Origin of the sequence: Pseudomonas multiresinivorans (assembly GCF_012971725.1) — a bacterium.
GTDB classification, from domain to species: Bacteria; Pseudomonadota; Gammaproteobacteria; order Pseudomonadales; family Pseudomonadaceae; genus Pseudomonas; species Pseudomonas multiresinivorans.
The window spans coordinates 5,190,491-5,203,790 of sequence record NZ_CP048833.1; the positions used below are offsets into that span (position 1 = coordinate 5,190,491).

Sequence of the window (13,300 nt, forward strand, 5' to 3'; positions counted from 1 at the left end):
GGTCAGGTCACTCATCGGCCACTCGTCAGGCTCAGGGTTCGAAGGCGGCATTATCCCTGCTTTTGCCAGCGGCGCGAGGGGCTTTTGGCGGATTCACATGGTGCGGCGGCAAGCTTGTGGGGTGGGAGCGGACTTTGTCCGCGATAGGTCCGCATCGCGCCGGTGGCCGATCGCGGACAGAGTCCGCTCCCACACAGCCGGCAAGGCCGCGTGCTCAGCGGTACGACAACCCCATCGCATGCCGCACCTCCACCAGCGTCTCTCGTGCCACCTCGCGGGCACGCTCGGCGCCTTCGGCGAGGATACTGCGCACCAGCTCGGGGTTGTCTTCGTAGTCCAGTGCGCGCGCCTGGATTGGCGCCAGTTCGTGGAGGATCGACTCGATCAGCGGTCGCTTGCAGTCCAGGCAACCAATCCCGGCGCTGCGGCAGCCTTCCTGCACCCACTGGCGACAGCCGTCGTCGGAGTAGATCAGATGCCACTGCCACACCGGGCAACGCTCCGGGTCGCCCGGATCACCGCGGTGCACGCGCGCAGGATCGGTGGGCATGCGCGCGACCTTCTCTTCTATCACCTCCGGGCTGTCGCGCAGGGCGATGGTGTTGTGGTGCGACTTGGACATTTTCTGCCCATCCAGCCCCGGCATTCTCGGCGCATGGCTGGTGAGGGTCTGCGGCTCGGGCAGCAGCATGCGGCTGGTGCCTTCGAGGTAGCCGAACAGCCGATCGCGGTCGCCCAGGGTCAGGCTCTGCTGCTCCATGAGCAGCGCGCGAGCGGTTTCCAGGGCCTCGGCGTCGCCCTGCTCCTGCCAGGCCTTGCGCAGGCTGCTGTAGAGCTTGCCGGTCTTCTTGCCCAGGCGGGCGATAGCGGTCTGGGCACGGTCTTCGAAATCCACCTCGCCGCCGTACAGGTGATTGAAGCGGCGGGCGATCTCGCGGGTGAATTCGACGTGGGCGAACTGGTCCGAGCCCACCGGCACCAGGCCTGCACGGTAGATCAGGATGTCCGCGGCCTGCAGCAGCGGGTAGCCGAGGAAGCCGAAGGTGGAGAGGTCCTTGTGGACCAGTTTTTCCTGCAGTTCCTTGTAGGTCGGTACACGCTCCAGCCACGACAGCGGGCAGATCATCGACAGCAGCAGGTGCAACTCGGCGTGCTCGGGGACCTGGGATTGCACGAACAGCGTCGCGGCGCTGGGGCTGACGCCCACCGCCAGCCAGTCGATGGCCATGTCGCGCACGTGCTGGCGGATGCTGGCGGTCTCGTCGTACTCGGTGGTCAGGGCGTGCCAGTCGACGATGGAGAAGTAGCATTCGTACTCGTGCTGCAGTTTCACCCAGTTCTGCAGCACACCGTGGTAGTGCCCCAGGTGCAGGCGCCCGGTGGGGCGCATGCCGGACAGCACACGGCGCAGGGATTCGACGCTGGTCAAGCGGTCAACCTCGCGGGTTCAGCGATGGAACGGGGAGTATAGTCAGCGCGCCGGGCGTGTTCAGGCGTTGACCATGAAAGGTTCCGGGTCGCCGCAGCCGACTCGCACTACCACCGGGTCTTCGTCGGTGAGGGCGATCACGGTGGAAGCTTCGCCGCCGCCGAAGCCGCCGTCGATGATCAGGTCGACCAGGTGTTCCAGTTGGTCGCGCATCTCGTAGGGGTCGTTCAGTGGCTCTGCCTCCCCCGGCAGGATCAGGCTGACGCTCATCAGCGGCTCACCCAGTTCCTCCAGCAGCGCCAGGGCGATCGGGCAGGCCGGCACGCGCAGGCCGATGGTGCGGCGCTTGGGGTGCAGCAACATGCGCGGCACTTCGCGAGTGGCATTGAGGATGAAGGTATAGGGGCCGGGTGTATGCGCCTTGAGCAACCGGAACAGGCGCGTGTCGACCTTGGCGTAGAGGCCGAGCTCGGACAGGTCACGGCAGACCAGGGTGAAGTTGTGCTTGTCGTCCAGCCGGCGGATGTGGCGGATGCGCTCCACCGCAGATTTTTCGCCAATGCGACAACCCAGCGCATAGGACGAGTCGGTGGGATAGGCGATCACTCCCCCCTGGCGGACGATCTCCACGGCCTGCTTGATCAGGCGCGCCTGGGGATTTTCCGGGTGGATCTGAAAGAACTGGCTCATGGAGTCTCCTTGATCCCGATGGCGTTCTCGGCGCTGGCGAAGCGCGGCCAGAGCGGCGGAAGGTCTTCCGGCACGCTGCGGTAAAGCCCCAGCTCGGACCAGTCGCTGGGACCGTGGAAGTCGCTGCCGGCAGTGACCATCAGCCCGAACTCGCGGACCAGGATGCTCAGCACGCCAACCTGCTCGGCCGGCTGCGGGCCGTTGCAGACTTCCAGCGCATGGCCGCCGGCGGCGATGAAGTCGGCCACCAGCTTGCGCCGCTTGGTGCGGGTGAAATCGTACTGGTAGGGGTGCGCGAGGCTGATCCAGGCGCCGGCCTCGCGCAGGGTGCCGACGGCGTCGGCGAGGCTCGGCCAGTGCTGCTTGACGTCGCCCAGCTTGCCGGCGCCCAGCCATTTGCGGAAGGCTTCGGCGCGATCCTTGACATGGCCCTGGCGCAACAGGAACTCGGCGAAGTGCGGACGCGCCGGGGCATTCTCGCTGTCGCCCAGTTCCGCCTGGATCGCCCGCGCGCCCTCGAAGGCACCGGGCATGCCCTTGGCCTCCAGGCGCCGGCCGATCTCCTCGGCGCGGGTCCAGCGGGCGCGGTGCAGGTCGCCCAGCGCCTTTACCAGGGGTTCGGCCATCACGTCGAAACCGTAGCCCAGCACATGAATGGTCGCCCCGCCCCAGGTGCATGACACTTCGACGCCGTCCACCAGTTCCATGCCCAGCGCCTGCGCGGCACGGCGCGCCTCGGGCAGACCGTCGAGGGTGTCGTGGTCGGTCAGCGCCAGCACGCGCACGCCGCGCCCGTGGGCACGCTCGACCAGGGCGGTCGGGCTGAGCTGTCCGTCGGACGCGGTGCTGTGGCAGTGCAGGTCGACTCGCATGCGGTTTCCTGGGGACGAGGGGATAACTTTCTGTATAGACGCTTTGCTGCCAACACGATCACGGCAATCGCTTGAAACCATGATCTGGCACAGCGTTGGGCGGATGGCCCTTTCAGTTCACCCGCAGCTTGGTATTATGCCGGCTCTACTGGGCTCTGGCTGCCGTAATGAAGCAATTCATCGATTTCATTCCCCTCATTCTCTTCTTCATCGTCTACAAGCTCGACCCGCGCAACGTCGAACTCGCCGGCCAGAGCTTCTCTGTCGGGGGGATCTACAGCGCCACGGCCGTGCTGATCGCCACTTCCGTGGTGGTCTACGGCGCCCTGCTGATCAAGCAGCGCAAGCTGGACAAGGGCCAGTGGGTGACGCTCGCCGCCTGCCTGGTTTTCGGCGGCATGACCCTGGCCTTCCACAGCGAAACCTTCCTCAAGTGGAAGGCGCCAGTGGTGAACTGGCTCTTCGCCCTGGCTTTCGCCGGCAGCCACTTCATCGGCGGCCAGCCGCTGATCCAGCGCATCATGGGCCACGCGGTGCACCTGAGCGATTCCCTCTGGGCGAAGCTGAACATCGCCTGGGTGCTGTTCTTCCTGATCTGCGGCTGTGTCCAGCTGTTCGTCGCCTTTACCTTCCAGGACTACTGGGTGGACTTCAAGGTGTTCGGCAGCCTGGGCATGACCCTGCTGTTCCTGATCGGCCAGGGCGTGTTCCTGGCCCGCCACATGCACGATGAACCTACCGGCGAAAAACCCAAGGACTGACATGCTCTACGCGATCATTGCCCGTGACATCACCGCCTCCCAAGAACGTCGCCTGGCCACCCGCCCCGCGCACATCGCCCGCCTGGAGCAACTGAAGGAAGAGGGCCGCCTGGTCCTGGCCGGCCCGCACCCGGCCATCGACAGCAACGACCCGGGCGCCGCCGGCTTCACCGGCAGCCTGATCGTCGCCGAATTCGACTCCCTGGCCGCCGCGCAAGCCTGGGCCGACGCCGACCCTTACCGTGCCGCGGGTGTCTACGCTGAAGTCGTGGTCAAGCCGTTCAAGAAAGTCCTGCCGTAACGACCCCCATCGTTGCAGCCCCAGGGCAGGGACGCCGGGGATGCGCAGTCGTATCCGCCGGCCCGTCCGGGCTGGCGCCGTATCATCGAACAAGGAGTCCCGATGTATCGTCTGCCCTTGCTGCTGTGCCTCGCCCTGCCCGCCGCCGCCCTGGCCGAAGAGCCCGCCACGGAACCCCTGACGCCGGCGCTGTCCAATACCCGCCCCATCCCCCTGCCCGACAATGCCTCGAGCAATGCAACGGACAGCGGACAGGAAAACGCCGACCGCATCGCCACGCTGGAAAGCCGCCTCGCCGAAAGCGAACAGCAGCGCCAGTCCTTGAGCGAGCAGTTGGCCAACCCCGACAACAGCCAGGACGAAGCCCAGATCACCGGTCTGCGCCAGGAAAACCAGCGCCTCAAGCTGCAACTGCGCGAAGCCCAGGCCAACCAGCCGCCGCGCCTGCTCAGCGAGCAACAGACCTGGTACGTGACCGGCGCCGGCACGGCCCTGCTGGCCTTCATCTTCGGCGCACTGGCCCGCGGCAGGCGCCGCCAGCGCCGCGAATGGATCAATTGAAAGAAGCCTCTTCATGAGTGAACTGCTGCTGATCGACGACGATGTCGAACTCTGCGAGCTGCTGAGCACCTGGCTGACCCAGGAAGGCTTCAGCATCCGCGCCGCCCATGATGGCGCGCAGGCCCGTGCTGCCCTCGGCAGCCGAGCGCCGGACGCGGTCGTGCTCGATGTCATGCTGCCCGACGGCAGCGGCCTGGAACTGCTCAAGTCGCTGCGCAGCGACCACCCGGACCTGCCGGTGCTGATGCTCTCCGCCCGAGGCGAGCCGCTGGACCGTATCCTCGGCCTGGAACTGGGCGCCGACGACTACCTGGCCAAGCCCTGCGACCCGCGCGAGCTGACTGCCCGCCTGCGCGCCGTGCTGCGCCGCAGCCACCCGGCGCAACCCGCCGCGCAACTGGAACTGGGCGACCTGGCGCTGAACCTGTCGCGCGGCGTGGTCAGCATCGGCACCGAAGAGATCAGCCTGACCCTCTCCGAGAGCCGCATCCTCGAAGCCCTGCTGCGCCAACCGGGCGAGCCACTGGACAAGCAGGCCCTGGCCCAGCTCGCGCTGGGCCGCAAGCTGACGCTGTACGACCGCAGCCTGGACATGCACGTCAGCAACCTGCGCAAGAAGCTCGGCGGCCACCCCGACGGCCGCCCGCGCATCCTCGCCCTGCGCGGGCGCGGCTACTTCTACGCGCCCTGAACCCTCCGCACTCCCGGCCCGGGCCGCTCTGGCCCGGGCTTTCGTAAAGATTCCAGCAGGGCCTCACCTAATCTTTACCGAAGCTTTACGTGGGCCTGACCGCCCTTGACCTTGCCGACCCTAGACTGGGCTCATCCGGTAACGACCGGCCCCTGAAAGGAGAAACACCATGCGCAAGACCCTGACCGCCCTGCTGATCGCCGCCGCCCTGCCGACCGTCGCGCTGGCGGCCACTCCCGCGCCGACCGACGCCCCGCCGCCGGCCCCGTTCATGAAAGACCATGGCCCCGGCAAGCACGGTGGCGAACGCGGCGGTGCGTTCCGCGAACTGAACCTGACCCAGGACCAGCGCCAGCAAGTCGGCAAGGTGATGGGCGACTCGATGAAGGATCGCCGCGCGATCACCGAGAAATACTGGAACAAGCTGCCCGAAGCCGATCGCAAGGCCATGCAGGAAGAGCTCAAGGCCAACCACGACAAGGCCGACGCCAGCATTCGCGGCATCCTCACTCCCGAGCAGCAGAAGAAGTTCGACGAGCTGAAGAAGCAGCGTGAACAGCGCAAGGCCGAATGGGCGGAATTCCAGACCTGGAAGGCCCAGAAGGACGGCGCCAAGACCAACTGATCGCTCCACGATGTGCAGGCGCCGGGTTCATTCCCGGCGTCTTGCCGTGAGCCCTGACAACGGATAGACCATGCGGCTGAACAGGAAGACCATGCGTTCACTCTTCTGGCGGATCCTCGCCGCCTTCTGGCTCGCCCTGTTGCTGGTGGCCGGACTGTCGATCCTGCTGGGCCGCGCGCTGAACCAGGACACCTGGGTCATTGCCCGCTATCCGGGGCTGCACGACATCGCCAAGCAATGGACCCTGCTCTACGAGACGAAAGGCCCCGACGCCGCACAGCAATTGCTGGAAAGCCGCCGGCAGCAGTACGAGCTTTCAGTGCAGGTGCTTGACGAAACCGGCCAGCGCCTGGTCAACGGCACCTACCTGCCGCGCCCGCCACGTCCGCGCGACAACAATTTCGACCGCGGGAACCTGCCGCGCTTCCCCTGGCGTCAGCTGAGCCAGGAATACACCAGCAGCCGCACCGACCAGACTTACCTGTTCATCTACCGCATTCCGCATCCGACACTGCAGGCCTGGCACCGCAGCAGCCTGCTCTGGCCGCTGAGCGCCCTGGGCATCGCCCTGGTAGTGCTGACCGTGTTCAGCCTGCTGCTGACCCTGTCGATCACCCGCCCGCTGAACCGCCTGCGCCGCGCCGTACACGACCTCGGCCAGACCAGTTATCAACAGGACAGCCTCGCCCGCCTCTCCCGTCGCGGCGACGAACTGGGCGTGCTGGCCCGCGACTTCAACCGCATGGGCGCCCGCCTGCAGGGGCTGATCGGCAGCCAGCGCCAGCTGCTGCGCGATGTGTCCCATGAACTGCGTTCGCCGCTGGCGCGCCTGCGCATTGCCCTGGCCCTGGCCGAACGCGCCGGCCCCGAGCAGCGCGCTGCCATGTGGCCACGACTGGAACAGGAATGCGATCGCCTGGAAGCGCTGATCGGCGAAATCCTCGCCCTCGCCCGACTCGACGCCGAACCCGGCCCGACCAGCCGCATCGAACTGCTTCCGCTGTTCGAACGCCTGAGCAACGATGCGCAACTGCTCTACCCGGAACAGGACATCCAGCTCGACGTCGCTGCGCAACTGGCCCTGGATGGCTGGCCGGACATGCTCGAACGCGCCCTCGACAACCTGCTGCGCAATGCCCTGCGCTTCAACCCGCCCCAGCAGCCGCTCGAAGTTCAGGCACGGATCGACGGCGAGCGCCTGCACATCAGCATTCGAGACCACGGCCCTGGCGCCAGCGAGGAACACCTGGCGCAACTGGGCGAACCCTTCTTCCGCGCTCCCAACCAGAGCAGCCCCGGCCATGGGCTGGGCCTGGCCATCGCCCGCCGCGCCATCGAGCGCCACCACGGTCGGTTGCGCCTGAGCAACCATCCCGACGGCGGTTTCCTGGCCAGCATCGACCTGCCGTTGCGTCGGCAGGCCGCCTGAATCGAGCGCACTTTCGGAGAGCCACCATGAGCCTTGCCGCCTTCGCTACCCCGACTCCCGCGCTGCATCAGGCGCTGCCGCCGGCAGCCCTGCTGCGCAGCGAGCCCTGCGACGACCCGCAGTACCTGGTGCTGGCTGTAGAGCTGGCACGTCACGCCGCGCAGTGGCGCGCACGCTGGCCCGGCCTGCGCCTGAGCCTGCCGCAGAGCGGCACCTGGCCGCTGGAGAGCTGGCCGGACGCGCTGGGCGAGGCCCTGGATTCGTTGCTGGAAGCGGCGCTGACGCGCCAACCGCTCGCAGCGCTGAAACTCTCGCTCAGCTCAGCCCACGGTGAACTGCGCCTGGACCTGCACGGTCACGACCCGCAAGCGCGGGCCTGGCTGCCGGAGGCCCTGCCCCCGGCGCGGCGCCTGGCCGCCTGGCAGGGTGGCCACCTGTTCTGGCGCGCGCGCGACGGCGGCTGGAAGGTTCGCCTGGAACTGCCGCTCAGCCCCGCCAGGCGCTGACAAAGCCGGCCGGGTCCAGCGGCGCCGGGCGGCGCAGCTCACCAACCGGCGTGCCGAGGTAGATGAAGCCGACGATGCGCTCATTCTCGGTCAGGCCAAGGCCCTCGCGCACCAGCGGGTCGAATGCCATGGCACCAGTGCGCCACATCGCCCCCAGTCCCTCGACATAGGCTGCCTGAACGATACCGTGAGCAGCACAGCCTGCGGCCAGCCACTGCTCGATTTCCGGCACCTTGGGATGATCCTGCAAGCGTGCCACGGCCACCACCAGCAAGGGCGCGCGCAGCGGCATTGCACGGGCCTTGTCCAGCGCCTCTGGCTTGCCGTCCGGCTCATTGGCCGCCACAGCGCGGGCGAACAGCTCGCCCAGTTCCTTGCGCGCCTCGCCTTCCACGGTGATGAAACGCCAGGGGCGTAGTTGCCCGTGGTCCGGCGCGCGCAACGCCGAGCGGAACAGGCGATCCAGTTGCTCGGCGGACGGTGCCGGCTCGCTCAGGCGGGCGTGGGACACACGGTTGAGCAACGCGTCGAGAGCCTCCATGGGCTGCCTCCAGTCAAACTCGAAAGCCGCCATTGTAGACGCAAAGGGTTCGCATTTGCCCGCGAAAGACAGCGCCTTCATTCTCTGCACAACTTGTAAAGGAGACCGGCGTCACGCGGTTTACTCTCGGCAGACGGCAGGTAAAATGGCCGATTCCCATTGGATTCAGACCTCAGCGCATGGCCCTGCCGACACTACGCACCCTCGGATTCATCATCGGCATCTTCGTGATCACGCTGGCGGTCGCCATGCTGGTCCCCATGGCCACGCTGCTCTACTACGGCCGCGCGAACGAACTGCACCCGTTCATCTGGTCGGCGATCATCACCTTCACCTGCGGGCTCGGCCTGGTCATCCCCGGCCGCCCGGAGCAGGTGCACCTGCGCCCGCGGGACATGTACATGCTCACCGTGTCGAGCTGGGTGATCGTCTGCTTCTTCTCCTCCCTGCCCTTCATGTTCGCCCGGCACATCAGCTTCACCGACGCGATCTTCGAGAGCATGTCCGGCATCACCGCCACCGGTTCGACCGTGCTGTCGGGGCTGGACAAGATGTCGCCCGGCATCCTCATCTGGCGCTCGCTGCTGCACTGGCTGGGCGGTATCGGCTTCATCGCCATGGCGGTGGCGATCCTGCCGATGCTGCGCATCGGTGGCATGCGCCTGTTCCAGACCGAATCCTCCGACCGCTCCGACAAGGTCATGCCGCGCTCGCACATGGTGGCCAAGTACATAGTCGGGGTTTACGTGGCGATCACCATCGCCGGCACGCTGGCGTTCTGGTGGGCCGGGATGGGCCTGTTCGACTCGCTCAACCACGCCATGTCGGCGATCTCCACCGGCGGTTTCTCCACCTCCGACCAATCGCTGGCCAAGTGGCACCAGCCAGCGGTGCACTGGGTCGCGGTGGCGGTGATGATCCTGGGCAGCATCCCCTTCGTGCTCTACGTCGCTACCCTGCGCGGCAACCGCAAGGCGCTGATCCGCGACCACCAGGTCCATGGCTTCCTCGGCCTGCTGGTATTCACCTGGCTGGTGATGGGCACCTGGTACTCGGTGAACTCCGACCTGCCCTGGCTCGACGCCTTCCGCATCGTCGCGGTGAACGTGACCTCGGTGGTCACCACCACCGGCTTCGCCCTGGGCGACTACAGCCTGTGGGGCCACTTCTCGATCATGCTGTTCTTCTACCTGGGCTTCATCGGCGGCTGCTCCGGCTCCACTGCCGGCGGCATCAAGATCTTCCGCTTCCAGGTGGCCTTCACCCTGCTGCGCGCCAGCCTGTACCAGCTGATCCACCCGCGCGCGGTGATCAAGCAGAGCTATAACGGCCACCGCCTGGACGAGGAGATCGTGCGGTCGATCCTGACCTTCTCGTTCTTCTTCGGCGCCACCGTCGGCGCCCTGGCGCTGGGCCTGTCGTTCCTCGGCCTGGACTGGATGACCTCGCTGACCGGCGCGGCCAGTACCGTGGCCGGCGTCGGCCCGGGCATGGGCCCGATCATCGGCCCTTCGGGCAACTTCGCCTCACTGCCGGACGCCGCCAAGTGGCTGCTCTGCGGCGGCATGCTGGCGGGTCGCCTGGAGATCATCACCGTGCTGGTGCTGTTCACCCCGGCGTTCTGGCGGCACTGATCGTCCCTGCCACCAAATTTGCAGGATGAACACGCCGTAGGATGGTGTGGAGCGCAGCGATACCCATCAATCCCAGGCGCCGTCTACGCTAGCCGGCTGCAGCAGGCTTCTGTAGGAGCGAGCTTGCTCGCGAACGGCTGGGCACCGCCATCAAGCGGTTCGCGAGCAAGCTCGCTCCTACAACCAGACGCTTGGCGCCGGAGGCATCACAACTCCTCGCGGTACTCCCCCGGTGTCTTGCCGAACCAGCGGCGGAAGGCTCGGAAGAAGTTGCTCGGCTCCGAGAACCCCAGCAGGTAGGCAATCTCCAGCAGCGTCATGCGCGGCGTGGCGAGGTACTGCTGGGCCAGCTCGCGGCGGGTGTCGTCGAGCAGTTGCTGGTAGCTGGTGCCCTCTTCCTGCAGGCGACGCTGCAGGGTGCGCTCGGACAGGTGCAGCGCCTGCGCCACGCTCTCGCGCTTCGGCTCGCCCTGGGGCAGCAGGCGGCACAGTACCTGCCGCGTCTGGTGGCTGAAGCGGCTGCTGACGAAGCGCGCCAGGTATTCCCCGGCAAAGCGGTCGTGCAGGCGCGCCAGTTCCTCGTTGGCAGTGGGTAGCGGCGCGGCCATGTCCTCGTGGGAAAACAGCATCGCGCAGTCGGCGTGGCCAAAGCTCAGCGGCGCCTGGAAGAGTTCCCGGTAGGGCTCGATGTCCTGCGGCGGCTCCCCCGCCAGGCGCACTTCCAGCGGTTTGATCGCTCGCCCGGTAATCCAGCGCAGCATGGCGGTCAGGCTGGCCAGCGAGCACTCCGCGCTCTGCCGCGGCACCGGCAGGCGGTCGCCATGGACCACGATGCGGTAGAGGCAGCCTTCGGGGAGACGGCGGAAGGTCAGGTCGGCGCCCTCGGCAATGATCCGCTGGTAGCGTTCGAGCCGCTCGAAGCCCTCGCCCAGGTTGCGGCTGGACATCAGCGCGTAGCCCACCACCGGGAACGCCGGAGTGTGCACGCGGGCAATGTTCAGGCCGATGGCCGGATTGCCGGACAGCTCCACGGCGCGGTTCCACAGACGGCTCATGGCGTCCTGCGGGAAGCGCGCATCGGGGTCGTCGAGGGCAGCGAAATCCAATCCCAGTTCGGCGAACAGCGCTCGGCTGTCCAGGCCTTCCAGTTCCAGGGACTGGACGATTCCCCGCACCCAACTGGACAGGGTCGTACGCTCAGGCATGCGTTTTCTTCTGGTTATGATGGTCAACGGCGCCACCGCCAGACAGCTGGCGGCGCAGGGGGATACTAAACTGGTCCCCTATGCCATCCGCAAGTCCGACAGCTCCAGCCTACACTGGGCCACCACAACAACAGGAGGTGCGCCATGAGCACCCAGACCGCCGATCGGTTCCAGAGCTTCGCCGAGTTCTACCCGTATTACCTGCAGGAACACAGCAACGCCGTGTGCCGCCGCCTGCATTACGTGGGCAGCCTGCTGGTGCTGTCGATCCTCGCCTACGCCATCGTCAGCGGGCACTGGTTGTGGCTTCTGGCCATGCCATTGGCCGGCTACGGCTTCGCCTGGGTCGGCCATTTCGTGTTCGAGAAGAACCGCCCCGCCACCTTCAAGTACCCGCTGTGGTCGCTGATGGGCGACTGGGTGATGCTCAAGGACGCCTTTACCGGGCGCATCCGCTTCTAAGCCTTCAACGCAACCCTTGCCCTCAGCGCGCAGCGTTACGCTGCGCCGTGCGCTCGAAGAGAATCGCCTGCACCTCCCCGCCGGCATGCTGCGCCACCCGTTTCCAGGTGGCCGGCACGTCGGGAATCTCCTGGTCGTTGTAGCGGCTCATCACCAGCCAGATGCGCCCCTGGTCCTGCGGCAGGTCCGCCAGGCGGTCGACGAAGGCATGCTGGCGGTCGTCGATCAGCGAACCGAAGCCATATCGCCCCGGCCGCCCCGAACTGCCGTCCGCCGCTGGCGCGGTGTAGAGCAATGGTTCGTGGCCGGTCTGGTTGTAGTAGCGGAAGGTCAGGTACCAGAGGATGTCATCGACCACCACCCGGTCGCCGGCGCGGTAGTGGGCGTTGACGTAGGCCGCCATGCCGTCGAACTGCTCGTCCGGGTCGATGGCGATCGCGCGCCCCACCCCGATGCCCTGCACCCCTAGCAGGGTCACCAGCAGCATCGCTCCCAGCGCACGGCGCTTATCCAGCAGGCGATCCAGTGCCAGCGCCAGCAGCAGCGGCAAGCCCATGGCGAAAGCCGTGAGGTAGCGCTCAACGAACACCGGGGAAATGAACGAAATGCCATACAGCAGGAGCAAGGGCACGCCGCAATAGAGTGCCACCAGCACCCCGCCACGCTGGGGACTGCGGTCGGCGCGCAGCACCAGTGCAGCCGCCGCGACCAGCAGCAGCGGCACGCCGAGCAGCACGGGCCAGGGCAACTCGTTGCCATCGGATTGCGCCAGCCACTGCCAGAGCATCGAGGGTAGCGAGCGTGCATCCACCGGCGGCTGCCAGCCCACGTCGCCACCCGCTTCCAGCACCGCCATGTGGCGGATCAGGTCGAACAGCCCCGGCAACCAGGGCAGGAACAGCGCAGCGATGGCCAGGTTGGCCAGCCACCAGTCACGTCGGCGCAGCGGGCTGTTCGGCAGCATCGCCAGCCAGAGCCACTGCACCAGTGCGCCGAACAGGCTGAAGTAATGGGTGTAGAAGGCCGCGGTCATCAGCGCGACATACACCAGCAGATAGCGCCGCCGCTGCGCCTGCCGCCAATACAGCAACGCCAGGGTCGCTGCCAGCAACCAGCAGCCGAGCAGCGAATACATGCGCACTTCCTGGCTGTAACGCACCGCCGTGGGCAACAGCGCCAGCAACAGCACGGCGATGAAAGTGGCCCGCGGCGAAGCCAGGCGCCAGACCAGCCAGCCGCCGAGAAACACCGCAAGCGTGCCGAACACGGAGCTGAACGATCGCAGCGAAAGAACGCCCTCGCCCGCCACTCCAACCCAGGCATGCAGAAGGAAGAAGTACAGCGGCGGATGCACGTCGTGGGCCGCGTGCTGCCAGAGCTGGACCGGCGAATAGCGGGCGAGGAACAGGCTGGAGGTCTCGTCCCCCCACAGTGCCGAATCCGACAGACCATAAAGGCGCAGGCACAGGGCGAGCACCAGCAGCGGCAGGAGCCACCACTGGCGCAGCAGGACAGGCAGAGTCGGCGGCTCGCGGGACAGCATTACACCCTCGCAGGAAAGACTTGCGTGCCGCTGAGTGTAAGCCAGGCGAG

The 13,300-nt window shown here is 66.8% G+C and carries 15 protein-coding genes; 9 read left to right on the forward strand and 6 right to left on the reverse strand.

The annotated features are described in order from the left end of the window. Window positions 1-214 precede the first annotated feature (214 nt). The 3 genes from G4G71_RS23810 to G4G71_RS23820 form a co-directional block, all read right to left on the reverse strand. Window positions 215-1,390, reverse strand: coding sequence for a tryptophan--tRNA ligase (locus tag G4G71_RS23810; protein WP_420826029.1), 1,176 nt, complete (start codon window positions 1,388-1,390; stop codon window positions 215-217). 99 nt (window positions 1,391-1,489) lie between these two features. After that, window positions 1,490-2,119, reverse strand: coding sequence for an L-threonylcarbamoyladenylate synthase (locus G4G71_RS23815; protein WP_169940666.1), 630 nt, complete (start codon window positions 2,117-2,119; stop codon window positions 1,490-1,492). After that, a complete protein-coding gene (locus tag G4G71_RS23820) occupies window positions 2,116-2,991 on the reverse strand; it encodes a PHP domain-containing protein (protein WP_169940668.1) in 876 nt (291 codons plus the stop codon). The genes G4G71_RS23815 and G4G71_RS23820 overlap by 4 nt, the downstream gene beginning before the upstream one ends. 167 nt (window positions 2,992-3,158) lie before the next feature. On the opposite strand from G4G71_RS23820, the gene G4G71_RS23825 reads away from it, so the two are divergent. The 7 genes from G4G71_RS23825 to G4G71_RS23855 all read left to right on the forward strand — a co-directional run bounded on the left by G4G71_RS23825 (window position 3,159) and on the right by G4G71_RS23855 (window position 7,865). After that, window positions 3,159-3,752: a septation protein A gene (locus G4G71_RS23825; RefSeq protein WP_205896250.1), complete on the forward strand. Its 594-nt coding sequence runs from the start codon at window positions 3,159-3,161 to the stop codon at window positions 3,750-3,752. A 1-nt stretch (window position 3,753) separates the two neighbouring features. Further along, window positions 3,754-4,053 carry a YciI family protein gene (locus G4G71_RS23830; protein WP_169940672.1) on the forward strand — a complete coding sequence of 100 codons (300 nt, stop codon included), beginning with the start codon at window positions 3,754-3,756 and terminating at the stop codon, window positions 4,051-4,053. Window positions 4,054-4,155: 102 nt separating this feature from the next. After that, complete coding sequence (locus tag G4G71_RS23835; RefSeq protein ID WP_169940674.1) at window positions 4,156-4,614, forward strand: SH3 domain-containing protein; 459 nt, start codon at window positions 4,156-4,158, stop codon at window positions 4,612-4,614. A 13-nt stretch (window positions 4,615-4,627) separates the two neighbouring features. Beyond that, on the forward strand, window positions 4,628-5,305 hold the full coding sequence (locus G4G71_RS23840; protein ID WP_169940676.1) for a response regulator transcription factor: 678 nt from the start codon (window positions 4,628-4,630) through the stop codon (window positions 5,303-5,305). 169 nt (window positions 5,306-5,474) lie between these two features. Then, window positions 5,475-5,930: a Spy/CpxP family protein refolding chaperone gene (locus G4G71_RS23845; protein ID WP_024766429.1), complete on the forward strand. Its 456-nt coding sequence runs from the start codon at window positions 5,475-5,477 to the stop codon at window positions 5,928-5,930. Between the two features lie 91 nt (window positions 5,931-6,021). Continuing rightward, the gene (locus tag G4G71_RS23850) at window positions 6,022-7,359 is read left to right on the forward strand and encodes a sensor histidine kinase (RefSeq protein WP_169940678.1); all 1,338 of its coding nucleotides are present in this window, start codon (window positions 6,022-6,024) and stop codon (window positions 7,357-7,359) included. A 26-nt stretch (window positions 7,360-7,385) separates the two neighbouring features. After that, complete coding sequence (locus G4G71_RS23855; protein ID WP_169940680.1) at window positions 7,386-7,865, forward strand: hypothetical protein; 480 nt, start codon at window positions 7,386-7,388, stop codon at window positions 7,863-7,865. Here G4G71_RS23855 and G4G71_RS23860 read toward each other — a convergent pair. Then, window positions 7,846-8,406 carry an NAD(P)H nitroreductase gene (locus tag G4G71_RS23860; RefSeq protein WP_169940682.1) on the reverse strand — a complete coding sequence of 187 codons (561 nt, stop codon included), beginning with the start codon at window positions 8,404-8,406 and terminating at the stop codon, window positions 7,846-7,848. The two genes, G4G71_RS23855 and G4G71_RS23860, sit on opposite strands and share 20 nt — an antisense overlap. A 179-nt stretch (window positions 8,407-8,585) precedes the next feature. Between G4G71_RS23860 and G4G71_RS23865 the strand changes: the two genes are divergently transcribed. After that, window positions 8,586-10,040, forward strand: a complete 1,455-nt coding sequence (locus G4G71_RS23865) for a TrkH family potassium uptake protein (RefSeq protein ID WP_169940684.1) — start codon at window positions 8,586-8,588, stop codon at window positions 10,038-10,040. A gap of 206 nt (window positions 10,041-10,246) precedes the next feature. On the opposite strand, the gene G4G71_RS23870 is transcribed toward G4G71_RS23865, so the two are convergent. Continuing rightward, window positions 10,247-11,245: an AraC family transcriptional regulator gene (locus G4G71_RS23870; protein WP_054909384.1), complete on the reverse strand. Its 999-nt coding sequence runs from the start codon at window positions 11,243-11,245 to the stop codon at window positions 10,247-10,249. Window positions 11,246-11,389: 144 nt separating this feature from the next. On the opposite strand from G4G71_RS23870, the gene G4G71_RS23875 reads away from it, so the two are divergent. Then, complete coding sequence (locus G4G71_RS23875; RefSeq protein ID WP_045210136.1) at window positions 11,390-11,707, forward strand: Mpo1-like protein; 318 nt, start codon at window positions 11,390-11,392, stop codon at window positions 11,705-11,707. A 22-nt stretch (window positions 11,708-11,729) separates the two neighbouring features. On the opposite strand, the gene G4G71_RS23880 is transcribed toward G4G71_RS23875, so the two are convergent. Then, window positions 11,730-13,250 (reverse strand): glycosyltransferase family 39 protein, encoded by a 1,521-nt coding sequence (locus tag G4G71_RS23880; RefSeq protein WP_169940686.1) that lies wholly within the window; start codon window positions 13,248-13,250, stop codon window positions 11,730-11,732. Window positions 13,251-13,300 lie beyond the last annotated feature (50 nt).